A 24,003-nucleotide genomic window follows, 5' to 3' on the forward strand; every position below is an offset into this window, starting at 1 on the left:
TGCGCTCCACGTACTCGGCGAGGGTGGTGGCCTCCTCGTCGCTGTGCGTCGAGGCGAATGAAGATATCTGCAACAGGGTCTCGCGGTTGTCGAAGTCAGACAGCAGCCCCTCTTTGACGACTCGGCCGAATTGCGTCCAGAAGCCGCGGTAGTCGTCGGGCCGCTCGGACTGCAGCTCCTTGATGGTGGACAGCACCTTCTTGGTGAGCCGCCGGCGGATGGCCTTGATCTGCCGATCCTGTTGCAGGATCTCCCGAGAGACGTTGAGCGACATGTCCTGCGCATCCACGACACCCTTGACGAAGCGCAGGTATTCGGGCATCAGCTGGTCGCAGTCACCCATGATGAAGACCCGCTTGACGTAGAGCTGGATCCCGATCTGGGCGTCGCGGTTGAACAGGTCGAACGGCGCGTGGGACGGGATGAACAGCAGAGCCTGGTACTCGAATGTGCCCTCGGCCTTCATCGCGATGACTTCCAGCGGGTCGTCCCAGGCGTGCGCGATGTGCTTGTAGAACTCCTTGTACTCCTCCTCGGACACCTCTTCTTTTGGCCTGGCCCAGAGCGCCTTCATCGAGTTCAAGGTCTCGGTTTCGAGCGTGACGGTCTCCTCGCCGCCCTCCTCGGTCGGCGGTGTCCGGTGTTCGACCTCCATCCGGATGGGCCAGGCGATGAAGTCGGAGTACTTCTTGACCAGGCTCCGGATCTTCCACTCCGAGGTGTAGTCGTGCAGCTCGTCCTCGGCGTCTTCGGGCTTGAGGTGCAGCGTGACCGACGTCCCCTGCGGTGCGTCGTCGACGGCTTCGATGGTGTAGGTGCCCTCGCCGCTGGATTCCCACCTGGTGGCTTCGCTCTCGCCGGCCTTGCGGGTGAGCAGCTCGACCTTGTCGGCGACCATGAAGCTCGAGTAGAAGCCGATGCCGAACTGACCGATCAGTTCCTCCGAGGCGGCCTCGTTCTGGGCCTCCTTCAATTGCTGACGCAGCTCGGCCGTGCCCGACTTGGCCAGGGTGCCGATCAGCCCCACCACCTCGTCGCGGGTCATGCCGATGCCGTTGTCACGGATGGTGAGCGTCCGTGCGCTCTTGTCCACCTCGATCTCGATGTGCAAGTCGGAGGTGTCGACATCGAGGTCCTTGTTGCGGAAGGCTTCCAGCCGCAACTTGTCCAATGCGTCGGAAGCGTTCGAGATCAGCTCCCGCAGAAACGAATCCTTGTTGGAGTAGACGGAGTGGACCATCAGGTCCAGCAATTGCCGTGCTTCCGCCTGAAACTCCAGCTGCTCGACACGCGCGTTCATGACATTCCCTACGTCTCTTCCCGGGTCCTCTTCGAGGACGTTTGACGCCCCAAATTTACCGAGATGCTCCAAGCGCGTCGCTTGGGCCCGTCACGTCGGGCCTAGGCTGGACAGATGTCCGTAGCTCAACGCGAACGAGCCGCCCTGGTGGAGACCATGCGCGCCACCGGGCCCGAGGCGCCCACCTTGTGCGAAGGGTGGAAGACGCGGGACCTCGCCGCCCACCTCGTCATCCGGGAATACCGCCCCGACGCGACCCCCGGCATCCTGATCCCGTTCTTCGCCGCCCATACCGAGAAGGTGCAGAACCAGGTGGCCGAACGGGCCGATTGGGACGAGCTGGTCGACAAGGTGGCTTCCGGTCCGCCGCTTTACTCCCCATTCAAGCTGCTCGATCCGGTGGCCAACGTCGCGGAGATGTTCATCCACCACGAGGATGTGCGGCGCGCGCAACCGGGCTGGGAGCCACGCGAGCTCGAACCCACCCTGAGCGGCATGCTGCGCCGCACCCTGCCGCTGATGGCGCGGCTGACGCTCGCCAAGGTGCCGGGCCGGTTGGCGCTGCGCACCCCCGAGGGCAAGACGCTGCTGACCGTGGGACACGGCCCGGCCGTCACGGTGACCGGTCGGCCCGAGGAGCTGCTGCTGTTCTCGGTCGGGCGATCGGCGCGGGTTGAGTTCGACGGCGACGCTGCCGCGGTGCAGGCAGTCCGCGAGGCGCCCAAGGGACTGTAGGGCTGTCAGGGGACGGTATCGTCGACCGCCTCTGCCGCAGCCATGCCGGTGTTCGTGATCTTTGATTGGCGTCTTGGGGCGCGTGATCGGATCCACGCCAAACCTTCGGCACCCCAACGCGTTCCGAGGACAGCTGCTCGGTGATGAAACTGAACTCATGCTCCCGCAAGGTCGGAATGATCGGGTTTTGCACCGCGCCCAGCCGGGCCAGCGCCGCCATGGCGACCAGGGGGCGGCCGCTCAGGAGATCGCTGCGCCCACCAGGTGGCCGATCACGTAGGTGATCGCCAATGCCAGACCGCCTCCGATGACGTTGCGGACCACCGCGCGACCCTTGGGCGCTCCCCCCAAACCGGCCGACACCGCCCCGGTGATCACCAGCGCGACAAGCACTGCTGCGACGGTGATCGGGATCCTCCACGCCGCCGGCGGAACCAGGATCGCGATCAACGGCAGGAGGGCCCCGATTGCGAACGACAGCGCCGAAGACGTCGCCGCCTGCCAGGGGTTGGTCAGCTCCTCGGGGTTGATGCCCAGTTCCACTTCGGCATGGGCGAGCAGCGGATTGTGGTCGGTGAGTTCCTCGGCGACGGTGCGGGCGGTCGCCGCCGTCAGGCCTTTGGCCTCATACAGGGCGGCTAGCTCGTCCAATTCGGCGGCCGGGTCGTCGCGCAGCTCCTGACGTTCCTTGTGCAGCAGCGCCTTTTCGGTGTCGCGTTGGGTGCTGACCGAGACGTATTCGCCCAGCGCCATGGACACCGCGCCGGCGACCAGCCCCGCGGTCCCAGCCGTCAATACCGGAGCGCGCTCCACCGTCGCGGCCGCAACGCCCACGACGATGCCCGCCGTCGACACGATCCCGTCGTTGGCGCCCAGAACTCCGGCGCGCAGCCAGTTCAACTTCGACGACACCGAACCCACATGGGGCTCCGACGGATGGGGATGCGACCGGCTCACTGCGGCAACGATATACATCAACGATCGGAGGGACTAGCAAACATAGCCTTGCCAAAGGGTTTACGCCGGCTCGTCGGGCCACCCATAGGTGCCGCGTCAGGCCGGCGCCGAGCCACGACACGTAAACCACGGCGACGACACGCCCCGGACGCGGGTCGCAGTGATTTATGTCTCGCGGTTCCCAGCCCGGCCTTCCGCCACGTCATCTTGGGCCGATGCGGCCCAAAAGGAATGCATCGCCGCTTCACAGCCGTTGCATAGGGAAGCTATCTAAGGTCGGTTTACGTAAGGGGGATTCTGAGGATTCACTAGTGGTTAGACAGGTGAAGGACTATGAGACTTAAGCAATTTCTTGGGGGGATGACCGTCGCCGGTGCACTGAGCGCTGCGGCGTTGGGTGTGGGGGCCGGTGCGGCCAGCGCCGCTCCGGGCGGGCCGCCGCCTGGCCCTGCCGGTAACCACGGCGCACCCGCGCCCGGGGGCATCCACCCGCCCAACGCACCCGGCGATCCGGGCGGTCCGGGTGGTCCCGGCGGCCCGGGTGGTCCTGGCGGACCGGGCGGACCGGGCGGACCGCAAGGCGGACCGGGTGGGCCAGGTGGCCCCGGTGGACCTCAAGGCGGGCCTGGCGGGCCTGGCGGGCCAGGTGGCCCCGGCCATCCGGGCGGTCCCAATGGTCCCGGCGGGCCCGGTGGCCCGGGCGGGCCCGACCACCCAAGCGGCCCCGGCAGCCCGGGCGGGCCCGACCACCCAGGCGGACCGCAAGGCGGACCGGGTGGGCCTGGCGGCCCCGGTGGACCCGGTGGCCCGTGGCACGGAGATCCCCAGCGCGGCTACTTCCATGGGGCCCCATGGGGCGACGGGCCGGGGCCCTGGGGACCCGGTGCGCCGCCGCGACCCGCGTGGGACCGGCCGCTCCCCCCGCCCGGTGCGCACTGGGGATACGGCCCGATCAATTACTGGGGCTATGAGGAGACTCCCGTGTGGGATCCCGGCTTCAATCAGTGGGGTTTCTGGTTCTTCGGAGTCTGGATTCCGCTGTAAACAGCAGTAATACGACCGCCCGCTTCGCCACCCGGCGAGGCGGGCGTCGTGCTGTCGGCCGATAGCCGGCATGGCGAATCAGCCTGCGCTGCAGAGCCTTATGCCGGTCCGGTGCGGCACGGCACGGCACGGCACGGCACGGCAACAAGCGAATTATCCGCGATGGGACCTTTGACCCCGCGGTGAGGGCCCTACGGCATGCCATAGATGCCGTAGGGCCCTCGACCGACGTGTCTCGATTGCGAAACATAGAGGTCACGGTTCGGGTTTCCGTACTCGCCAAAGCAATCGACCGAAGTGGAGGCGCGATGTCCATGTGGCCCGCACAAGACCAACGCGTGACCCTCTTCTACTTGGGCACACTGGTCGTCGCCGTGGTGTCGGGACTCTGCGCGTTGGCCGCGCTGGTCGCTGGCTCGCCGCTTCAGTTCGGTGCGGCGTTGGCACTTTTCGGCGCCGGGTGGATCGCAACCGACTTCATCGAACGGACGGTTGAGCGCGAGCAGGAGCGCATCGCCCGGCCGCGTGCCGTCGCGGTCGCCCGTCACGCACCCGCTTATCGACCCTCGCGGGTCGTGTACGCCGGCCGCTGCGAGCACTTCTCGCGATCCGCTTCCCGCGTGACGACGAACCTGGCCGCCTGACGGTCGCTCAGTTCTTGGTCCCGACAGTGATCAGGTCCGAGACGACGCGCGTCCAGACCGGTCGCGGAATCCGGCGCTGCTCGCTGATAACGAACCCGGCGTCTTCGAACATCGTCCGCATCTCCGCCGGCGACGCATTGTGTTGCGGCTTCCACCTATTGGCCGCGGGGGCTTGTAGTCGCGGTTGCCGTGCGCTGAGGGCCGCGACGGCCACCAGCCCCCCGGGCGCCAGCACGCGGTGGAATTCGCGCAGCGCCGCCGGCTGATCGAAGAAGTGGAACGCCGAAGTGGTCACCACCGCGTCGAGAGCCCCGTCGTCGAACGGCAGCCGCTCTGCCGGGCCGCGCAACCACTGCACCGCGTCGGTTCTGGCGCGAGCCTGGCCAAGCATGCCTTCGGACATGTCGACACCGTAGATCTCGTCGGGCCCGAGCTCTCGAGCGATCCGATCACTGAGAATGCCTGTACCGCAGGCAATATCGGCTATCTTGCGCGCGTGATGTGCGCGTAGCTGGGTTATCACCTGGTCGTGCGGCGGACGGTATATCCACTGCTGCAGGAACGGCAGGTCGTAGATCGGGGCCAAAAAGCTCCACAGCCTCGTGACCGCGTCGTTGAGTCCTCTGCGACTCGATTCCGTCATCGGTCCAGCACCGAGCTGTAATAGATCGTGTCGGCGACGGACACCGAGTCATTGGTCTGAGGAATCGCCGCGAGCCCGCTGCCGGCCAGCAGCTCACTCATCTGCCTGCCGACCGTCCGCCAGCCGAGATTTTTCAGGTAGGCGGCGACGTCGTTGCGCTCACCCTCGAAACCCAGCTCCTCCCAATCTAACTCGAAGCCGTGGGCGCGCCATTTGTCGGTGGCCCTGCGCAGCATTGCGCGGGCCTTCTCGACGTCTTGCTGCGGCCGGTCCGGGATGGCTTCGACGGCCAGCCTGCTGCCCGCGGCACTCAGCGCGGAGATGTTGTCCAGCAAGCGGTCCTGCGCCTCGGGCGGCAGATATCCGAAAAGACCCTCGGCTATCCAAGCGGCCGGGCGGCTCTCGTCAAAGCCCGTGCTCACCAGCGCCTTTGGCCAGTCTCGACGCAAATCAATGGCGACGGTGCGCAAATCGGTCTGCGGGGCGGCACCCAACGCGATCGCTCGGGCGGCGGCCACCATGGTGGCCGTTGCGCCCACACTGGTGGCCAGATCCCAGCTGTCGTTGTCTGTGCGCGGCATGCGCGTTTCCCCTCGCAGTCAAAGCGATACTTAGCAACCGTAACGACCGCGGTGAGCGAAGAGTTCCCCGACATTTTGCGGCAGCTCGACGCGGTGAGCGCGGGACTGGGCTGTTGCGCCCGAACGCGGACAGGGATCGGTAGGTAGACCCGGGCCGCCGGGCCCGCGGGGCCCCACGGGTGCGGCCGGCCCGTTTGCGGAGGGGACCCATAACACGCATTGATTCAAAGACCCGCTCCACACAAAACCGGGAGGACAGACGGGGTCGCCGCGGCTGACCGCAGGTGAAATCGTGGTAGCCGGCAGGATCGCCACAGCGAACGCGAAGACGCCAACTACCCAACGCCGAACCAGATGCGTCATAGCAGCGGTTGTCATGTGGGTCGCCTCCCGCTGGCGGTACTGTTATTCGGTAAGCAGCTCGAAGACGGGGATGACGCGGTCGGTGCGCTCCTGGTACTCGCCGAACCCCGGCGCCCGCTCGACGACGATCCGGTAGACGGAATCGCGCTCGTCGCTCGGCAATTCGCGTACGGTCGCCGGCGTGGGCCCCTGCGAGCCGATCTCGACAGTCACCCGCGGGTTGGCACGGATGTTGTGCACCCATGCCGGGTTGTTGTCCCGGCCCGCGGCGGATCCGACGATATAGGTCCTGCCGTCGACATCGAAGTAGGCGACCGGATTTACCCGCTGCGCACCGCTCCGCGCCCCGGTCGACGTTAACAACAGCAACGGGAAGCCCTCGAACTGTCCGCCGACCTTGCCGCCGTTGCGGCGGAACTCCTCGATGTTGCGCTCGTTGAACTCGCGCTCCGAACGCATGTCGTCATCGCCCATCACCCCATCCTGGCACGAAGCCGGCCCGGCAGGTGCCCGCTGATTGATCCGACCCGAATGCGGGTATCACCAGGCAATCCCGTCGGGGGGTATCCGCTTCCGTAGCGACGAAGTGAGCACGAGATGGTCGGCTGGCTGGACAGGCTGCAGCGGCGAAACCGCGCCGCCGGCGTGGTGATCGGGGTCGTATACAAATATCTCGACGATCAAGGTGGTTACCTGTCCGCCCTGATCACCTACTACGGGTTCGTGTCTATGTTCCCGTTATTGCTGCTCTTGACCACCGGCCTGGGAGTGGTGCTCGCCGGGCACCCCGGCTTGCAGAAGCAGGTGTTGCACAGCACGCTGAGCCAATTCCCGGTCATCGGCGATCAGCTGCATCAGCCCGCGGGGCTCAGCGGGGGGACTGTCGCGGTGGTCGTCGGCATCGCGGGCGCGCTTTACGGCGGGCTGGGCGTGGGCCAAGCGGTGCAGAATGCGATGGACTCGGTGTGGGCCGTGCCCAGGAACAAGCGTCCCGATCCGATCCGCTCACGGCTGCGCAGCTTGATGTTGCTGTTGGTCCTCGGCTCGGCGGCCATCGCCGCCACGGCCCTGTCGGCGGCCGGCCAGGCGACTGGCGCGCTGGGCGCGTTCGGAAAGATCGGCGTCGCTTTGGTCGCCGTAGCGATCAACGCGATGATCTGCCTGGTGGCGTTTCGCGTCACCACCGCGCGAGAACTCACCTATCGGCAGGTGTTGCCCGGAGCGCTTGCGGCAGCGGTCATTTGGCAGATCCTGCAGTGGGGCGGCGCCGGATACATTCGGCACACGGTGAAGTCGGCCAGCGCGACCAACAGCATCTTCGCCTTGGTGTTGGGCCTACTGGCCTTCCTGTTCCTGGTGTCGTCCACGCTGGTTCTCTGCGCCGAGATCAATGTCGTTCTGGTGGAACGCCTTTACCCGCGGGCGTTGCTCACCCCCTTCACGGACGACGCGGAACTCACAACGGCCGACCGCAAGACCTACACCAAGAAGGCGAAAGCCGAACGGGTCAAGGGCTTCCAGCGCGTGAGCGTCAGATTCGGAGACCTCGCCCGTAAGGCGAGCCCGCCCCCGACGTCGACGACGCCGACAATCGGCGGCCGGCCCACCGGGTGATCAGTCGCCCCGTCCGGTCTGCTGCTGCAACTCGTCGATGAGCTCGGACGCCCGCGCCTTGGTCAAGTCGTCGGGAACGTCCCGTCCGGCTTCCTGAGCCAACGTGTGCACGTAGCTGCGCTGCGGACCGGTCATCGGCTCGTCACCGGTCACCCACTCGGATGTGTCCTTCTCCGGGTTCTCACTCGGAGCGTGCCGCGTGTCATCAGTCATGTCTTCCCACCTCCGCGGGAAGGGATAGCCATCGCACGTACGTTCGAAACCTGCGCCACGCGCTCATCTCGGCCCGGCCTTTGCAAGAATCGGTTGCTATGTCGCGATCCTTCGACATCCGCATCGAATCGCCCGCCAGCGTGGAACAAATCCACGCGGCGTTTGGCCGCGAGGACTACTGGCTGGCCCGCCTGAAGGCCAGCAACGCCCCCACCACGCTGGATTCGCTGGAAGTCGACGCCGACGGCACGGTGAGCGTGCGCGCGACACAACACGTATCCCGGCAGATAATGCCCGCGCTGGTCGCCAAGGTCGTCCCCGGGGAGCTCAAGATCGTTCACAGCGAGACGTGGCGATCCGTCGCCGACGGCGAAGTCCGGGGGCAGATCAACGTCGTCTCCTCGGGCGGGCTGGGGTCAGGGCACGCGGAGGCGTTCATGGCGCCCACCGGTGACGGCGCGCGGCTGCGCTTCGCCGTGGAGGTGGCGATGAGGATCCCGTTGGTGGGCCGCAAACTCGAGAAATCGATGCAAGCCGACCTCACCCAAAGCCTCCCCGCGTTGCAGCGCTTCACCAGCACCTGGATCGCCGAGAACATCTGACGCCCGGCCGGTCGTCATCAGTCGGCCGAGGGCGCGGGTTCGACGGCGACCAATTCGGTGAGGCCGCTGATCGTGAGGATCGGCATCAGGATCGGGTGGGCGATCAGGTTTATGCGGTTGGCGTGGGAGAACAAGGCATTGATGGCGGCGCTGTCGAGGTACTCGACGCCGCTCAGGTCGACAGTGAGCGGCCCGCCGCTCGCGGCTTCCCCGCTGACGGTGGTGAGGGCCTGAACGAACGCGTCGATGTTGCTCAGATCGATCTCCCCGGCCGCGACCAACATCAGCTCCCCGTCCTCACGGCGTGTGGTGTCGAGGGTGAGCGACGTGGGCATCATGTGATCCTGGCGGATAGGTGAACCGTGGTTCCGGCGGCATCAGGATTGATGGTGACGTCATTCATGAGGCCCCGCATGAGGGCAATACCCCGTCCCCGGTGGGGATAACTCGCCGGTTGCGGGGGTTTCCACGAACCGGTGTCGGTGATGGTCAACTGCACCCGGTCGACCAGTGCGGTCGCGCCCAGGCGGATGGTGCCTTCGGGCTGGTCCCGGTGACCGTGCTCGATGGCATTGGCGACGGCCTCCCCGGCGGCGACGAGCACGTTCATTGCCTGTTCCGGGTCCAGTCGGGTGCGAGTCAGCCAGGTGCGCAACGCGGTTCGCGCGGGGGCCAAATGACTGACATCGGCCGGGAACGTCAGCTCCAGCGGCGCGGGATGACGATAAAGCAGAACGACAACGTCGTCCTGATAACCGCCGCTGGGGGCCAGACCGGACATGAGGTGGTTCGCCAGTTCGTCGAGGGTCGACCCGCGGCCGTCCTGCACGAGCTCGGCGGCCCGGGAGATGCCCTGTCCCAACGCGGTACGGCGACGTTCGACCAAGCCGTCGGTATAGAGCAGCAGGGTGGCGCGCGCCGGCACGGTCACCCGGGCCTCGGGGCGAGACCAGTTGGGCCGTACGCCCAACGCGATGGTGTGGCCGTCGTCGAGCATCTGGGTGGTGCCGTCCGCGTGGACCAGGATGGGCGGCGGGTGCCCGGCACTGGAATACACCAGCTCGCCGGTCTCGGGGTTGAGCACCGCGCAGACCGCGGTGGTGCATTGCGCGCCGGGCAGCCGAGCGGCGAAGCGATCCATCCCGGCGAGAGCGGCCCCGGGACTGGGGTTTTCGAACAGCAATGCGCGGCACGCACTGCGCACCTGACCCATCACGGTCGCGGCGGCCAGGCCATGCCCCACGCAATCGCCGACGACCATCGCGATGCGCCCGTCCTCGAGGTCGACGATGTCGTACCAGTCGCCGCCCACCTGCAGGGGCCGGCTGGCGGCCTGATACCGCACGGCGAACCCGTGCGGCAGGTCGGAAGGACCCAGGATCGCGTGCTGCAGCGCCAAGGCGGTTTCGCGCTGCTGGTCGACCTGATGGACCCGCTGCAGACCTTGGCCGAGCCGGCCCGCCAACACGGTCAGCAGGGTCTGGTCTTCGAGGGTGAACGGCCGACGATCGGCCAGATCGATCCAGACGACGAGCACGCCCTTGGGGTGCTGCAGCGCGATGCCCCCCGTCCCGGGCTCCCCCGTGCTGGGGGTGAGCAGGTCGCCCTCGCGCAACGCGCTGAGCATGCGCTGAGTAGGAGGCGGAAGGTCGTCCCACTGCACCGGCTCGCCGACCGACACGACTTGCGGTGGGCCATAGGCCGTTCCGGTGGATGAAGTTTGAGCCGAGAACGTGACGGCGACGACGCGGCGGGCCCGCCACAGCCGACGCAATTCCTCCGCCGCGGCGTTCACCGCGTCATCGACGCTGTCCGCTTGGGCGAGTTCCTGGTTGAGCGCGTGTTCACGACCCGCCGCCAGCGCCAGGGCGATGGCCGCGTGCCGAGCGAAGTCGCTGACCAGCTCGAGATAATCGTCGCCGAAGGGCGACTGCTGCGGGTCGCGCGCGACGGCGATGACGCCGAGCACGGCGCCGTCGGCGATCAGGGGCATCACTATCGCGGAGCGTTCACCGACGTCGGTGAACCCCTCGATCGGATATTGGAAGGACTCGGTGATGAGCGGCTGGCCACGCCGGGCGACACCGCCCGTGGTGGAGCCGTCCATCGGCACCTGGCGACCGATTACCTCCGAGGAATATCTGCCCGCCGTGGCGGCCACGACCAAAGTGTCGACCTCGTCGGCGGGCAGGTCCGGCTCCTTGGGAACCAACAGGATCGCCTGTTCGGCGCCGGCCAATTCCAGCGCCCGGTTCACGATCAGCTGGAGCGGCCCGGTCTGGGGGTCACCGGACAGCAGCGCGGTGGTGATCTCGCGGCTGGCCTTCGTCCATTTGGCGGATTCGCGTTCCCGCTCGAACAGGCGCGCATTGTCGATGGCCGCCGCCGCGGCGGTCGCCAGGGCCCGCACAGCGGCCGCCTGAGAGTCGGAAAACACTCTGCCTGCCACGTCGTCGGCCAGGTAGAGGCTGCCGAAGTCCGCTCCCCGGACCGTGATCGGAATCCCGAGCAGCGCGCGCACCGGCGGATCGTGGGCTTGCAGTGCACCGGCCTGCGGATGGGCACTCACGTCGGCGAGCCGCAGACCCTCACCCACCGGCAGATCGCCGAGCAGCCGCGCCGCGTCGTCATCGATCCCCGCACGCACGAAGGAGACGAAAGCGCCGTCGGGCGCGCGGATGCCCAGCGCTGCGTAACGGCAGCCGGTCAGCTCCATCGCCCCCTTGACGATTCGGCGCAGGGTCACGTCGAGGTCGAGGTCCGAACCGATTTCGCTGATGACCCGGACCAGTTGTTCCATCTGGTCACGGGCTGCTACCAGCTCGTCGAGCTGCTCGTGGATCTGGCTGACCAACTCACGCCGGCCCTGCCAGGTGAATGCCGATCCACCTCCCCCTTCATTGCCCATGGATACAAACCTAACGGTTAACAGGGGCGGGCCCTAGGGTGCCGGTGATCTTCGGGGAGACGAGGGCTTTACCCGATCTTGACCATGCATTGAATCGCCCCACCGACGATGACCTATGTGAGTACGCTTCCATCGGTGGAACTGGGGGTTTTGGGAATTCCAAGGCGACAAGGTTAACCGATGCGAAATGTTCGATGAGGCGGACCTCGATACCGCGCTCGCACGGTTCGACGAGATCACCGCCGCCAGGACTGTCGGTGACTGATACTGCGCCCCCACGACATCCGCTCTATCTCCTAGCGGACAGCCAGCTGCTCTTTTGGAAACGGCGGAACCGGCTGCTCCTCGAGGCGGCCGTCGACGGATTAGCCGGAGCCAGCCCGCTGAGCGCTGCCTACATCGGCGCCTCCAACGGGGACCGTCCGGAGTACTACGAGATCTTCGAAGCCGCGATGGATGCCATCGGAATCACCGATCGGCGCATGATCGATTCATCGTTCGGCGCAAACGATCGCACCTTCCTAGCGAGCGCCCAGTTGATCGTCCTCGCGGGCGGCGATGTGCGTCTTGGCTGGGACACCTTCGACAGAACCGGCATGAAAGAGGTGATTGTGGGCCGACACGAACAGGGCGCGGTCCTAGTGGGTATTTCGGCCGGCGCGGTCCAGTTGGGACGCTACGGAATCGTCGAGACGCCGCAACCTCCCGCACCCGAGCCGTTCGGCACATTCGACCTCGTGCCGATGGTCATCGACGCGCACGACGAGCGCGGCGATTGGGCGCGGTTATCGCGGACGGTCGAATTGCTCGAGGGAGCGGTCATCGGGCTCGGAATCCCGTCCGGTGCAGGAGTTATCGTGCACCCCGATACCACTGTCGAGCCCCTGCGTCGTGCCGCGCATCAGGTCCGTTTCGAGAGTGGTCGGATCACCCGCTCGCTGCTGCCCGCCGAAGGTTCCAGCTGAATTGGCCCATAGGCCAATCGGTGTCTGCGCCCCTGGGCCGATCCACCCTCTTCAGCCTCGGGTGACGCTTGGCCGTGCGAGTGGTGACTTTCGGCCCGAGTGATGGGTCTCGGTCCGGGTTCAGAGTGAACACCATGCCAACTGCACCTCGACTGACTTTGAACAAAGCAGCCCCCTTCCTCGCAGCCCTGACCCCGCGCCGGCTGCTGGCCGGGGCAATCGTTGCCGGCGCGATCAGCGCGGTGCTCTTGTTTGCGACCACGGGAACCGCCACGGCTGATCCCGCGCCTCGACCCGCCAACTGCACGGCGGCGGACGTGGCCGGCGTCGCGGCCGGCGTGGCCGCGGCGCTCTCGACGTACCTGTTCACCCATCCGGACCTGAACGGCTTCTACACCGACCTGCAGGACCGGCCCAAAGATCAAATCCGCGACGACGTGCAGCAGTACTTCAACGCCAACCCCCAGGAGCAGGCCGATCTTGAGAACATCCGTCAGCCGCTGGCCGACATCCGGCAACGTTGCCAGTGGACCCCGCTGCTCGGTCAGGGCGGCGCGACTCCCTGAGCGGCCGGCTCGGGCACGTAACCGTTGCCGCCGTCGATTCGCCCCCGGTCAGAACGAGGAGATCCCAATGAGTCTGAGGGTATGGTCCTGGACCGCCGGCGCAATAGCAGTGTTGGCCCTTGCCGCGATCCCTGAGATGTATGACGTCGTGCGGCCATCCGGGGTGGCCAACGCGGATGTGTGCGCGAGCGTCGGCCGGCGTGTTTCAGTGAGCGGGTGCACGAACGTTGCCGACACGGTCAACGCCAATGTCCCACCACCGGACGCCTATGCGCCGCTGCCGCAAGACTTTCCACCCCCGCCACCGCCGGTGAATGTCTGCGTCGGAGGCGGCCGCCGCATCCACGTGAGCGGGTGCTTCTGAAAGTTATCGTCTAGCTGGCCGTGCCACCACCTCGACGGCGATGCACCGCGAGCACGTCGGCGTTCGCCAGCGTTTGCGCCTGAGCGGCAAGCGTGGATGCCCGATTCGCGTAGGCGATGGCCTCGGCGGCATTGGTCGCTTCCTTGGCCTGCGCCGCTGCAAAATACCGCTTGGCCTCTTGCAATCTGGCCTGCGCCTCGGCGCCGACGCTCTCGCCGTGCCTGCTGACGTAGTCGGTGATCTGACGCAGCCGGGTGTCCGCGATCGACAACGCGTCTCCTTCGCGCGTCTCAATGCCCCGCTGACCGTCGCGCCGGGCCGCACGGCGGCGGCGTACGCGATAGAACGCGAGAAACACCACGACCACGACCACGACGACGACGACGCTGACCGCGATCGGTAGCCAGATCGGCTTCGCCGAACGCGCCGATCCGTCCAATCCGTCGGCCGTAGCCACCGCGGCGCCGCTCCAATCCTTGACGCCCACGGCAGGTTCAATTCGCTTGCTGCGCAGCCTGTCCAGCTCGACATCCGTGAGACCCGGCACCTGCGGGGGCACCGACAAGGCGTACAGCTTGGTGTTCGTGGCCACGGACAGCAGCACGTCACGGGCGCCCAATCCGCTGGCGTTGCGGGTTCGGTCAGCCCAGTTCTCCGGTTTGAACCTGGAGAAGTTGTCGACGTAGACCACCCACAGCTGAATGTGCCGATCGCGGTAGAGCCGGTCGATTGCCGAGCTCACCGCCGCTCTACCGGAATCCGTCAAGACTCCGGCGCTGTCTGTGATGTGGTCCGTGAGCCTGGACGGTGGCTGCGCGCCGGCGGGTGCCGCCATCAGCAATCCCGCTGTGAGGACGGTCAGGACAGCATGAACCAGGCGAACGCCGCGCATACGGGTAATTTAGCCGTCACCTCCCAGCAGAGCGGATACCGCCGCTCGCGGAAATAATCAGACCGACGAAATCGCTGGGCAACAGCCTCTTGCGCTGGCAGGGTGACGGTTCGTGCGGGTGTGGCTGAGTGGCTAGGCAGCGGCCTGCAAATCCGTACACACGGGTTCGAATCCCGTCACTCGCTCAAGAATGTGTGGAGGTGCTGGGGGTCGGAGCCGGGCAGGACACGCCCGTGCTACCTCTCTTCGGCCATGGCGTCGAGGTAGAACCATCGGCCGGCGCGGCGCTCGAAGCGACTGCGCTCGCGCAGGCTGTCGCCGTGGCCGGCGGACTCGAACCGGGCGGTGAATTCCACCTCCCCGCAATCGTCTTCCGGGCCGCCCGCGGCCGAGTCGATCACATCCAGGCCAGTCCAGGTGATCCGCGGGTCAATGGTCACGTCGGACGGCCGCGTGCGCGGGTGCCAGGTGCGAAACAGGTAGTCGGCGTCACCGCGGGCGAACGCTGAATACCGCGATCGCATCAATTCCACCGCCGTACCGGCCTGCGACTCGCCATCGTGAAGCGGTCCGCAACACGCGCGATAGCCTTCGCCACTGCCACAGGGACACAGTTCGTTCACGCTATGAGCCTGACAGACCGTTACGGCAGCGCAGCGGCCGCGGCGTCTTGTAGGACTTGCTCCAGTTTGTCGAGTGGGTCACCGTCACCGGGGTCGAGCCGCCGCGGCGGGATCTGCCGGCCGTCGGGTGTGACGCCGGCGAGCGGCGGCGGAGGTGGCGGCGCGGCCGGGGGCGGCGGCGGAGGCGGTGGTGGTTCCTCGGGTGCCGGGTGGGTTAGCGCGGTCCTCTTGGCCGCCAACCGGGTTGCGGCGTCCTGGCGGATGGCCCGCCGCTGGGGGTCCGCGTCGTTGTTGCCGAAGAAGCACGCGTGAGGGGCGGCTTCGACGATCGCTAGCGCGCTCGCATAGCGTTCGTCGGCGAGTGCGCGGTCACCCGCCGACGCCGCCCGGTCGCCCTGAGTTTCACGGACTAGTTCGAGGTTCACCCGCACCCAGCAGGAATTCGCGACGTCGCTGCGGGCAAGCGCGTGCGAGAAGTGAGTGTCGGCGTCATCGAGCCGCCCGTCGAGCACGGCGGCGACGCCCTCGACGAATGGCGCCTTCGCCGGTTCGACCACGTTGACCATGCCGAGGATCGACGCATCCGCGCGCACCGCGTTCCCGTCACCTTGGGCAAAGGAGGACACGGCGGAATTCCCCACCACAACCACCGAAATCAGCTTGATAGCGACCAGGAGTGCGACGAGCGTCACCGGGGCCGAGTAGGTCAACAATCGTCGCCGCAGCCCCAGCCGCGCCGGTGTCGGCGTCATGATGCCAAGTCCCGTCGGGCGACGCGCCCGCGCCGGAACTCCCGAATCGAGAAGTAGACCTCGACGAGCAGCAGTCCGGCTGCGACCAAGGCCGGCAACCAGTAGAGTTCGATCCGCTTCCCTGTCTCGGTCATCTGGGGCGCACGGGGCAATTCAAGCTGAAACGGCTGACCCGCTTCCCGATGCAGATATGGCACACCGAGTTGCCCGGCAAGATGCCGTAATTCCGCTTCGTTGATCGCGTCGCTGCGGCCGTATCCCAGCACCGCTCCCCCGGCCACCGACGCCTGCCTGATGTCGAAGCCACCCTGCGGGGTCCGCGACCCGGGGGCGCCGGAGCCGAAGTACAGCAGCACGTTTCGCGCACCCGGGTATTGCTCCGCCGCCTGCATGAGCTGGTATCGCAACACGTTGTCGGCCACCACGACGTTGACCTCGGGATTACCGGCTTCGGGACCCAGAGCCGCGATGGTCGGACGCAGACTCCAATTATCTTCGGACAGCGGCCACTTCACTGTTGCCTGTGCCGCGGAGCTGACGAGCGCGTACCGCGCACCAGGGTACTGACTCAGCAACGCCGCGATGTCGTCGCGCATCCCGGCGATTCGTGGCTGGCCGGTGCCGTAATCCTCGACACCCGAGTCGGTCGACCGATCGACGACCAAGAACACGTTGAGACCCGCGCCGGGTGCGGCCATTGCCCCTCGGCTGTTTTCCTCGTCGCGCAGTGCTGGGCGGGTGGTCGCGGCAATGAGCAGCAACACCGCGAGCGTTACCCCGCCCCACCGCAAGACCGCGCCGACACGGCGATCCCCCGCCGACGACAGCACCCGCCACAGCGCCACCAGGCGCGCCAGAACAAGCGCGGCGATGACGACCGCGAGGATCGCCCAGGGCAATACGGGCTGAAAGGTCATCGGCGCAATACCAATAGGGCCACCGAGAGCACGGCTGCCGACAACAACGCGATCGCCAGGGGTAGCACCGGTGCATCCGAGAAGTCCGCCGGCACGGTGGTCCCATCTGCCAGACGCGCCGGCGGGGTGTGTGCCCGAATGTCGTTGAGGGCCGAGTTCACCGATTGCGACCCCAGCGTGAGGTACCGCCCTCCGGTCTTTCCGGTAAGCGCGACAAACGAACCGCTCGCAGCTGACGGGGCAGTGTCAACCACGTTGATTTGCGCGCCGACCCGTTCTGCCATGTCCCGTACACCGCCGTCGGTAAACAGCGCGGCGCGTCGCTCGCTGCCGGCACGGAGATCTGAGGGACCGAGATAGATAACCGAGCGCCGGTGCGCGCCCTGTTGCTCCGTGCCGGGAAAGCCTGAGAGGCACAGCGCTAGAACGTCGTTCACGCTCGCGGCGTAGTCGGTGTAGGGCACCGGCGGGGCGAAGGAGGCCGACGGTGCGTCATGGACGCCGGCGAACTCGGCGAATCGTGCCGCGGCGTACTGCTGGTCGCGCGTCAGCGGCACGACTCGGCGGTTGGTGGATGTCAGGCCGATCCGCCGGGCCGGAGGGGACGTGGCGGCGTGCTGCGCAAAGTAGTCGAGTAGTTCAGCCGTCGACGCGTCGGTCACCGGCTGTCCGACGCACAACATGACGTCCTCGGGGTGGGTGGCGTCGAAATCCTTACTGACCGTTGTCGGGCGGGCCGCCGCCCAGGTGGCGGCACCGAACATGACCGTCAGCACCACCAAGGTCACGACCGTCGACAACGAACGCAGCCGCGCCACTCTGGCGTACTCGGGTAAGCGGGTCAAGCGTGCGACGTTGGCCAACGGACGCAGCCGCCTGCGGGCAGCAGTCATGGGCAGCAACGCCGCGAGCGCTGCCACCGCGACGAAGCAGGTCAATCCGATGGCCGCTACCGGCCACCACTTCAGGTCCAACATCGGATCAACTCCTGCGCCTGCGCGCTCACGTCGGCGACATCCACTCGCGTCTGCGCGTTGAACTGCGCGTCACCGAGCCGGGCCAGCAGCGGCGCGGCCGCGGCCAAGTCCCCATCGGCGATCGCGCCCACCTGTAGGTATTGCGCGCGAGTCCCGGTGGCTTGATGCAGAAAGCTGCGCACCGTCCGGCTGATCGCAGCGGACGCCGCCGGGGCAGACATGCCGCCGGCGTCATGTTCGTCGGCGATGGCGCGCACGCAGCGGGCGAACCGGTTGCGGATCAGCCGCGCGTGCACCCGCCGCACACCCGGGATGCGACGCAACCGGCGCGACGGCAGCGTCCATATGAAAACGCCTGCGTGCCAGCCCATCACGGCGAGGATCAGCAGCACGCCCCACCACAGCCACGACGACGAGTACGGCTGCGGTCCCAACACATGGCGCAGGAGGTCATCCGGCACGGGCGGCCACCTCGGTCAGTCTTACCAGCTCACGCCGAATGTCCTTGCTGCCGGCGAGAGTCGCGTGCGGAATCGCGCGAGCGGTCAACAACGCATCGAGGCGCTTGCGCCGCGCCTGCTCGGCGCGCCGGTACGCGGCGACCACCCGCGGGCCGAGGTCCGCGCCGTTGAGGACGAAGCGGCCGGTCGCCACGTCGTACCCGTCGCTGTTATCGGGGCCCACTGCGGGCATGTCCGACACCATTGCCCACAGGATGTCGTGGCGCCCGCTCAGCGTGCCGAGCACTTCGCTGAGGCGGTCGTCGACATCGGGTTCGTCGGACACCACGATGATCAGCATGGTGTGTCGGTAATGCGTTGCGACGTAGCCGAGTTGGGCGGTGATGTCGCTGGCGCCGGGGTTGGTCGAGGCATGCTGATACCAGCGGTGCAGGAGTCCCTCGATGTGCGATTCGCCGCGCTGCTGCGGGATGTTGACACAGCCGCGGCGGTCGCCGTAGACCATCCCGATCTGATCGGATCGGCGCAGGCCGATCAACCCGACCGCACCCATGACGTGCGCAGCGATGTCGCGCTTGTACTCCCCGCTCGGGGCGAGCGCCGACATGTTTCGGCCGGCATCGGCAACAAGCAGGATTTTATGGTGCTTCTCGGAAACGAACCGCTTGATGAGCACGCCGCCCGAACGGGCGGAAGCTTTCCAGTCGATGTCTCGTACGTCGTCACCGGGCACGTACGGGCGCAGATCGTCGAATTCCATGCTGCGCGTGTGCAGTAGCGCATAGCGACCGCCTTCGAGCAGGCCACGGGTGTCGGTGCCGAAGTGTGTCTTGGCGCGGTTGAGGTGCTTACCCAAGACTGGCCTGCTGGGACCTCAAGGGACTTTGACGACCCTGAGCACGGCGTCGACCACGACCTCGGCGGTGACGTTAACGCTGGCAGCTTCGAAGCCGAGGATGAGCCGGTGCCGCAGCACTCGGTGCGCGATCTTCGCGATGTCCTCGGGGAGCACGTGCGCACGCCCGGCGAGCACCGCCTGCGCTCGGGCCGCCTTGCAGAACGCGATCGTGGCGCGCGGGCTGGCGCCGTATTCGATCAACCGCGCAATCTGCTTGGGCAGCGCCTGCTCCGGGTGACGGGTCACGTCGACCAGTTGGCTCGCGTAGAGCATGAGCGCGCGATCCATGTGGACATGGCGCACAACCTCCTGCACGCGCAAGACGTCGTCGAGGCTGACCACCGGCGCGGTGGGCTGGCCCTTGTCGTAGATGCCCGCGTCAATTCGCGACATCACTTCGACCTCCTCCTGCGGGGAGGGGTAGCGCACGATCTCCTTGAGCAGGAAGCGGTCGGTCTGGGCCTCGGATAGCGGATAGGTGCCTTCCTGATCGACGGGGTTCTGGGTGGCGACGACCAGAAACGGATCCGCCAGGGGGTGCACCTGGCCGGCGATGGTCGTTTGCCGCTCCTCCATCGCCTCGAGCATCGCGCTCTGGGTCTTCGCGCTGGACCGGTTGATCTCGTCGAGCAGCACGATGTTGGCGTGCACCGGGCCCAGCTGGGTGACGAACGAGCTGCTTGCCGAGTCGTAGATCTGCGTGCCGATGATGTCACTGGGAAGAAGGTCGGGCGTGCATTGGATGCGTTGAAAACGGCCGTGAATCGCCTCTGCAAGCACTTTGGCGGCCGTGGTCTTGGCCAGGCCGGGCACGCTTTCGAGCAGGATGTGACCGCCCGCGAGCAGACCGATCAACAGCGACTCGCGCAGCTCCCGCTGTCCGACGACCTTGGCTGTGAAGGCCCCGGAGATGGCGTCGACGACCCCCCGCACGCCATCGATTTCACGTTGATCTGGTTGGGTCCGTGATCTAGTCATACGACCGCTGGGATACCCGGGCGCCGGTTTTCCACACCTCGACCTGTCTCGGCGCAAGTTGGCGGGGTTGTCGGCGTCTGCCTCGCTCCACACTGTGGAATCCATCGCCGCTCTGGATGTCGGTCTAACGTTCGAGCACGAGATCCGATCACGCGGGCGACTCGGCCAGGCGTAGCGAGGCCCAGCCGCGGGACATCAATTCCATTTCGACGGTCTCCGCCAGCTACCCGTTGCGGGTATTGCCGCCGAATCTGGATAAAGGGCTTATTCGCCCTGAACTTCGCCGGCCGTCACAGGCCCGGCAAGCAGATGGGCGATCCTCCGCAAGTGTTCGCCGGGGAAGGATCTCCCTCGAGAATGTGCGCGCCGACTTGAATGCCACCCTCGGTTCCCGGATGACCGAGGCTGCCGCCGTAGTAGTGGTGGCAGGTGTTCATGTCCCACACCACGTCCGGCATCGGCAGAGGGCTGCCGGGGCACCAAATGCGGCTGCACATCGCTAATTGATTGCAGATGCCCGTCGAGGGGTCTGCCTGGGCGGTGCCCGTGCCGAGCCCCAAACTGGCTAGTGTCACGGTGCCCCACAGCACCGCTCCGGCAAGGATGCGCTTCATGCGGTCTTCTCCTGATCGTCGTGTCGCCCGTGTGGCGTTCGCTTGGCAATCACACAGATTCTGATTTGCTACCGATCACAACTCCCGATTCCTGCCCAGCCCCAATTGGACGGATTCCTGCGTGTAGGTCGTATCCCGTCGCGCCCATAGCTGGAACCGAAATGTGGCTCCGCCGGTGCAGAAGCGGTATGGGTCTAGGCCCGATCCGTCCCAATCACCGGTCCGGTCGCCACCTGAGCGGCACGTGCACCGGGAACCAACCGTCGAAAACCTCGCTCGGCAAAGAGCTGTAGGGCTTGGGGTACCACGCTTTGGGCACATCACCGCTGGACCAGTCGAACCAGAAGAACGGGATCTTGGCGAGCCACACCTCGAAGAACACGCCCAGCAGATCCCGGGCAAGATGCGATGCCGGACACCGGTGCGGGCCTCCGCCAAAACTCCAATTCCTTTGCGGGCCATCGAGTTTAATCTCGTGGCCCGACATCTCATCTGCCTCGTCGCGGTGAACGAACCCGACATACAACTCGACAGGAGACCCGGCTGGGATCGTCGTTTCGCCGACTGTCACGCTGCGGCTGGTGATGCGGGACACGGTCTTGGCGCCGCCATCCAACCGCAGCAGCTCCTCGATGAACCGGCGTTGCCGGTCCGGATTTTCGCGTAGTTCCTTCTGCAGCATCGGCTTACGCGCCAGCACCGCCAGTCCGGCCCTGATCGCGAACGAGGCGAAGATGAGGCCACGGCCCACCGAGGCCATTAGTCCCAGCACTTCATCGTCGGAAAGCGGTTCGGTGGCCAGGAGGCTGAGCACATCGGGGCCGCCCTGCGGCGCCCGGCGGATCTTGGCCACTAGCTCGGCGTTGACCGCGTCGGGGGCGAGGTCCGTCGGCAACCCGCAGACGGTGACGAATGCTGCGCGCCAGACAACTTCGGCGACACCCGCACCGTCGCAGTGGTCCAGCTGGGCCGCGATGGCGTCGACACATCGTTCGATGATCACGCGGACGGGCTTGAGCATGTCGCGCGAATTGCCGGGGGTGAACAGCTGCTCGACCATGATTTTCCGGTAGGGACCGAACGGCCGATTGCCGGGCATCAGCTCGCCTTGGCGGCTGGCGAACACTTCGCCGTCGCGGATGGCAGCGAGGACGTCGTCGCGCCGCCACAACACGTAGGTGCCGTCCGGTTGCCGCAGCACTCGTCGGCCGGCCCGCTCCGCGGCAGCCAGCCACTCCCGATAACCGCTGGCCGCTTCCTCGTCGGACCGCATGACTTCCAGCGCGGCGTCGTTACCGGGCTCAACCACCGCACCACCGACTTTCACGTTCGGCGGTCGCTGCGAACCAAGCATTACCGGCGCCGCCTGGAACTCCGACGCCGAAAGTCTATCTTTGAGACCGACCAACTGGCGCTGCGGCGCTAGGTGTGGACTTTCCAGCCCGCCAATGGGGTGGGTGCCGCCGGAGCGTTGGGGTCATTGAACTCGATGTACACGTCGCCCTGCTTGACGGTGTCGTAGGCGATGTATCCGTGGGCGGTCTGGCCGTTAGCGACAGTGCCCGAGCGCAGGGGCGGCGTCTTGTTGATCTTCTGATAGTCGACCGTCAACGAGCCGCGTTCGACGTCCCGGTAAGGGTCTTGCCTCCACGGCGAAGACGCAGCGGTCACGTAGGCATCGCCGTAGCCGAAGGGGGTGTCGGACTTGCCGACGATGGTGAGCTCGATGACGTTGCAGCCCCCGCCGCTCGCGGTGCAGCCCGAAACCCAACTCACGTTGTTGAGCGTGACGTCGGCGGTCGCCGCGCTGTATTCCGTGACGTGGATGGAGGTGCCGGATTTCCCCGTCGGAAACGGCGACTGCTGGGGTGTCGGGTCGGCGCCGCCGACCGGTGCCGTCAGGCCGGCCGTCATAGCAACCACGGTCACGACCGCTGCCTTCATCGGAGTCGAGATGGCCACCAGCAGACCATAGCGCGCATTGCGCCAGTGATTGGCCCGGCCTTGAGACCGCGAAGCTGCTGCGGTTCGCGTTCGGCCGCAAGGCGTCCGCGTCGATTTCGACGGAGATGACGAAATCGCTCGCCACGGCGCCGGGCGCCAAGCGCGACTTCTGACTCAATCGTCGATCAACGATCGGAATGCTGTTCGGCTGTGCACGACGACGCGCTGGGCCGGGTGACGGTCCGGTTCGATCAGTCGTGTTTCACGCCGTAGCGCAGCAGGACCGCGCCACCCGGAAAGGTGCGGTTCTCCAACAGTCGCAGCGAGATCCATGACGGCAGGGTGGGGAAGAACGGAGTGCCGCCGCCCACGACGGTGGGCGTGACCACGATCCGGTATTCGTCCACCAGTCCGGCCCGCACGATCGGTGCGGCCAGCGTCGCGCCGGCCACCTCCAGCCTGCCGTCGGTCTCGGCTTTCAGCCTCGTCACCACCTCGACTGGGTCGCCGCGTTCCAGGCGGGAGTTCCAGTCGACGGACTCACACGTGCGCGAGAACACGACCTTGGGCATGTCGCGCCAGATGCGGGCGAAGTCAACGATCAAAGGGGTGGCATCCGGGGCCTTGTCGGCGGTCGGCCAGTAGGCGGCCATCAGTTCGTAGAGGCGCCGGCCGTAGAACGACAGGGCGGTCTCCCGCTCGAAGTCGTTCCAGTACTGGTGCAGTTCTTCGCTCGGATCGGACCAGTCGATATTGCCTTGTGCGTCGGCGATGTACCCGTCCACCGACACGTTGAAGCCATAGATGAGTTTGCCCATGCAGATCAGACTGCACCGGAGTGGGAAACTCACCGCGACGCCGCACGAGATATTGGTCGAATCCTCGTGGCCAGGTCGTTCACTGGAGGGCTGTTCAGAGTAGGGCGGGCGGGGCTCGAACCCGCGACCAATGGAATTGCTCGGGTTGCGCTGGTAGAACTACGACGACGAGACCGGCCTGCTGACGGTCACCGGCAAAGTAGTTCGTGTCAAAGGCGAGGGCATCTTTCGCGTCGACGAGACCAAGTCCGCCGCGGGCCGGCGGACCATCCCGCTGCCGCAGTTTGCGATCGCGATGCTTCGGCGACGCCGCCAGCTGCCTTACTTTGGCGAGCAGGCGGCGATCTTTCCCTCCACTGCAGGGACCTTGCGCGACCCGAACAACTTCGCCGCAGAATGGCGCACCGTGCGCGAACAGCTCGGCGTCCCCGACGTCACCACGCACAGCTTCCGCAAGACTCTCGCGACACTCATCGACCATGAGGGCTTATCGGCTCGCATTGGCGCCGATCACCTCGGGCACAGCCACGTGTCGATGACGCAGGACGGGTACATGAGCCGCGGGCGAATCCACAACCAGGTGGCCGAGCTCCTGGACCGAACGGTGCGCGCACCCACGGCGGCGACGAC

General features: G+C 66.5%; 28 protein-coding genes, 1 tRNA gene and 2 pseudogenes. 10 read left to right on the forward strand and 21 right to left on the reverse strand.

Translation table 11 applies throughout. From position 1 onward, the window contains the following. A partial coding sequence (htpG, locus tag A5695_RS11340; protein WP_068081227.1) for a molecular chaperone HtpG occupies positions 1-1,300 on the reverse strand: 1,300 nt, incomplete at its 3' end. A gap of 114 nt (positions 1,301-1,414) precedes the next feature. On the opposite strand from htpG, the gene A5695_RS11345 reads away from it, so the two are divergent. After that, positions 1,415-2,035, forward strand: coding sequence for a TIGR03085 family metal-binding protein (locus A5695_RS11345; protein ID WP_068081232.1), 621 nt, complete (start codon positions 1,415-1,417; stop codon positions 2,033-2,035). A gap of 81 nt (positions 2,036-2,116) precedes the next feature. On the opposite strand, the pseudogene A5695_RS29560 reads toward A5695_RS11345, so the two are convergent. Beyond that, positions 2,117-2,264, reverse strand: a pseudogene (locus tag A5695_RS29560) (cyclohexanecarboxylate-CoA ligase); the annotation flags it as partial. Positions 2,265-2,275: 11 nt separating this feature from the next. After that, entirely contained in the window at positions 2,276-3,010 is a 735-nt protein-coding gene (locus A5695_RS11350) for a VIT family protein (protein WP_068081235.1), read from the reverse strand. A gap of 315 nt (positions 3,011-3,325) precedes the next feature. Between A5695_RS11350 and A5695_RS29565 the strand changes: the two genes are divergently transcribed. Both A5695_RS29565 and A5695_RS11360 read left to right on the forward strand, forming a co-directional pair. Further along, positions 3,326-4,036, forward strand: coding sequence for a chitin-binding protein (locus A5695_RS29565; protein WP_156749583.1), 711 nt, complete (start codon positions 3,326-3,328; stop codon positions 4,034-4,036). A 338-nt stretch (positions 4,037-4,374) separates the two neighbouring features. Beyond that, on the forward strand, positions 4,375-4,680 hold the full coding sequence (locus A5695_RS11360) for a hypothetical protein (RefSeq protein WP_156749584.1): 306 nt from the start codon (positions 4,375-4,377) through the stop codon (positions 4,678-4,680). A gap of 7 nt (positions 4,681-4,687) precedes the next feature. Here A5695_RS11360 and A5695_RS11365 read toward each other — a convergent pair whose 3' ends face one another. From A5695_RS11365 to A5695_RS11375, 3 genes are all read right to left on the reverse strand, one after another. Beyond that, positions 4,688-5,323, reverse strand: a complete 636-nt coding sequence (locus A5695_RS11365; protein ID WP_068081246.1) for a class I SAM-dependent methyltransferase — start codon at positions 5,321-5,323, stop codon at positions 4,688-4,690. After that, a complete protein-coding gene (locus tag A5695_RS11370) occupies positions 5,320-5,904 on the reverse strand; it encodes an SAM-dependent methyltransferase (RefSeq protein WP_068081249.1) in 585 nt (194 codons plus the stop codon). Before A5695_RS11370 ends, A5695_RS11365 begins: the two co-directional genes overlap by 4 nt. A 405-nt stretch (positions 5,905-6,309) precedes the next feature. After that, on the reverse strand, positions 6,310-6,741 hold the full coding sequence (locus tag A5695_RS11375) for a nitroreductase family deazaflavin-dependent oxidoreductase (protein WP_068081253.1): 432 nt from the start codon (positions 6,739-6,741) through the stop codon (positions 6,310-6,312). Between the two features lie 123 nt (positions 6,742-6,864). On the opposite strand from A5695_RS11375, the gene A5695_RS11380 reads away from it, so the two are divergent. Next, entirely contained in the window at positions 6,865-7,881 is a 1,017-nt protein-coding gene (locus A5695_RS11380) for a YihY/virulence factor BrkB family protein (protein WP_068081257.1), read from the forward strand. Here A5695_RS11380 and A5695_RS11385 read toward each other — a convergent pair whose 3' ends face one another. After that, positions 7,882-8,094 carry a DUF3072 domain-containing protein gene (locus A5695_RS11385; protein ID WP_068081259.1) on the reverse strand — a complete coding sequence of 71 codons (213 nt, stop codon included), beginning with the start codon at positions 8,092-8,094 and terminating at the stop codon, positions 7,882-7,884. Between the two features lie 98 nt (positions 8,095-8,192). Between A5695_RS11385 and A5695_RS11390 the strand changes: the two genes are divergently transcribed. After that, on the forward strand, positions 8,193-8,696 hold the full coding sequence (locus A5695_RS11390) for a DUF2505 domain-containing protein (protein ID WP_068081261.1): 504 nt from the start codon (positions 8,193-8,195) through the stop codon (positions 8,694-8,696). Positions 8,697-8,713: 17 nt separating this feature from the next. Here the strand turns inward: A5695_RS11390 and A5695_RS11395 are convergent, their stop codons facing one another. Beyond that, on the reverse strand, positions 8,714-9,031 hold the full coding sequence (locus tag A5695_RS11395) for an STAS domain-containing protein (RefSeq protein ID WP_068081417.1): 318 nt from the start codon (positions 9,029-9,031) through the stop codon (positions 8,714-8,716). Next, positions 9,031-11,604: a SpoIIE family protein phosphatase gene (locus A5695_RS11400; RefSeq protein ID WP_068081264.1), complete on the reverse strand. Its 2,574-nt coding sequence runs from the start codon at positions 11,602-11,604 to the stop codon at positions 9,031-9,033. The genes A5695_RS11395 and A5695_RS11400 overlap by 1 nt, the downstream gene beginning before the upstream one ends. Positions 11,605-11,861: 257 nt before the next feature. On the opposite strand from A5695_RS11400, the gene A5695_RS11405 reads away from it, so the two are divergent. From A5695_RS11405 to A5695_RS27520, 3 genes are all read left to right on the forward strand, one after another. Further along, positions 11,862-12,569, forward strand: coding sequence for a Type 1 glutamine amidotransferase-like domain-containing protein (locus tag A5695_RS11405; RefSeq protein WP_068081267.1), 708 nt, complete (start codon positions 11,862-11,864; stop codon positions 12,567-12,569). 134 nt (positions 12,570-12,703) lie between these two features. Further along, a complete protein-coding gene (locus A5695_RS11410) occupies positions 12,704-13,135 on the forward strand; it encodes a heme-binding protein (protein ID WP_068081420.1) in 432 nt (143 codons plus the stop codon). A gap of 67 nt (positions 13,136-13,202) precedes the next feature. Then, positions 13,203-13,499 (forward strand): hypothetical protein, encoded by a 297-nt coding sequence (locus A5695_RS27520; protein WP_082946017.1) that lies wholly within the window; start codon positions 13,203-13,205, stop codon positions 13,497-13,499. 10 nt (positions 13,500-13,509) lie between these two features. Here A5695_RS27520 and A5695_RS11415 read toward each other — a convergent pair whose 3' ends face one another. Continuing rightward, positions 13,510-14,391 carry a YgcG family protein gene (locus A5695_RS11415; RefSeq protein ID WP_068081270.1) on the reverse strand — a complete coding sequence of 294 codons (882 nt, stop codon included), beginning with the start codon at positions 14,389-14,391 and terminating at the stop codon, positions 13,510-13,512. Positions 14,392-14,505: 114 nt separating this feature from the next. Here A5695_RS11415 and A5695_RS11420 point away from each other — a divergent pair. Beyond that, positions 14,506-14,576, forward strand: a tRNA-Cys gene (locus A5695_RS11420). Between the two features lie 51 nt (positions 14,577-14,627). Here the strand turns inward: A5695_RS11420 and A5695_RS11425 are convergent. The 11 genes from A5695_RS11425 to A5695_RS11470 all read right to left on the reverse strand — a co-directional run bounded on the left by A5695_RS11425 (position 14,628) and on the right by A5695_RS11470 (position 23,373). Then, positions 14,628-15,014: a YchJ family protein gene (locus A5695_RS11425; RefSeq protein ID WP_068081271.1), complete on the reverse strand. Its 387-nt coding sequence runs from the start codon at positions 15,012-15,014 to the stop codon at positions 14,628-14,630. Between the two features lie 20 nt (positions 15,015-15,034). Further along, positions 15,035-15,766 (reverse strand): hypothetical protein, encoded by a 732-nt coding sequence (locus A5695_RS11430; protein WP_068081272.1) that lies wholly within the window; start codon positions 15,764-15,766, stop codon positions 15,035-15,037. Continuing rightward, the gene (locus A5695_RS11435) at positions 15,763-16,683 is read right to left on the reverse strand and encodes a hypothetical protein (protein WP_068081273.1); all 921 of its coding nucleotides are present in this window, start codon (positions 16,681-16,683) and stop codon (positions 15,763-15,765) included. Before A5695_RS11435 ends, A5695_RS11430 begins: the two co-directional genes overlap by 4 nt. Continuing rightward, positions 16,680-17,660 (reverse strand): hypothetical protein, encoded by a 981-nt coding sequence (locus tag A5695_RS11440; protein ID WP_231974789.1) that lies wholly within the window; start codon positions 17,658-17,660, stop codon positions 16,680-16,682. The genes A5695_RS11435 and A5695_RS11440 overlap by 4 nt, the downstream gene beginning before the upstream one ends. Then, positions 17,648-18,121, reverse strand: a complete 474-nt coding sequence (locus tag A5695_RS11445) for a hypothetical protein (protein ID WP_068081276.1) — start codon at positions 18,119-18,121, stop codon at positions 17,648-17,650. Before A5695_RS11445 ends, A5695_RS11440 begins: the two co-directional genes overlap by 13 nt. Further along, a complete protein-coding gene (locus A5695_RS11450) occupies positions 18,111-18,977 on the reverse strand; it encodes a DUF58 domain-containing protein (protein ID WP_068081279.1) in 867 nt (288 codons plus the stop codon). The genes A5695_RS11445 and A5695_RS11450 overlap by 11 nt, the downstream gene beginning before the upstream one ends. An 18-nt stretch (positions 18,978-18,995) precedes the next feature. Further along, complete coding sequence (locus A5695_RS11455) at positions 18,996-19,997, reverse strand: MoxR family ATPase (RefSeq protein WP_068081281.1); 1,002 nt, start codon at positions 19,995-19,997, stop codon at positions 18,996-18,998. 290 nt (positions 19,998-20,287) lie between these two features. Further along, a complete protein-coding gene (locus A5695_RS28455; RefSeq protein ID WP_156749585.1) occupies positions 20,288-20,611 on the reverse strand; it encodes a hypothetical protein in 324 nt (107 codons plus the stop codon). Positions 20,612-20,825: 214 nt separating this feature from the next. After that, positions 20,826-21,920 carry a hypothetical protein gene (locus A5695_RS11460; RefSeq protein ID WP_156749586.1) on the reverse strand — a complete coding sequence of 365 codons (1,095 nt, stop codon included), beginning with the start codon at positions 21,918-21,920 and terminating at the stop codon, positions 20,826-20,828. A gap of 113 nt (positions 21,921-22,033) precedes the next feature. After that, positions 22,034-22,555 carry a hypothetical protein gene (locus tag A5695_RS11465; protein ID WP_068081287.1) on the reverse strand — a complete coding sequence of 174 codons (522 nt, stop codon included), beginning with the start codon at positions 22,553-22,555 and terminating at the stop codon, positions 22,034-22,036. A 251-nt stretch (positions 22,556-22,806) separates the two neighbouring features. Next, a complete protein-coding gene (locus tag A5695_RS11470) occupies positions 22,807-23,373 on the reverse strand; it encodes a dihydrofolate reductase family protein (protein WP_068081290.1) in 567 nt (188 codons plus the stop codon). Between the two features lie 223 nt (positions 23,374-23,596). On the opposite strand from A5695_RS11470, the pseudogene A5695_RS29575 reads away from it, so the two are divergent. Continuing rightward, positions 23,597-23,905: pseudogene (locus tag A5695_RS29575) on the forward strand (tyrosine-type recombinase/integrase); the annotation flags it as partial. Between the last annotated feature and the right edge of the window lie 98 nt (positions 23,906-24,003).

Source organism: Mycobacterium sp. E1747, from assembly GCF_001667775.1.
Classification (GTDB): domain Bacteria; phylum Actinomycetota; class Actinomycetes; order Mycobacteriales; family Mycobacteriaceae; genus Mycobacterium.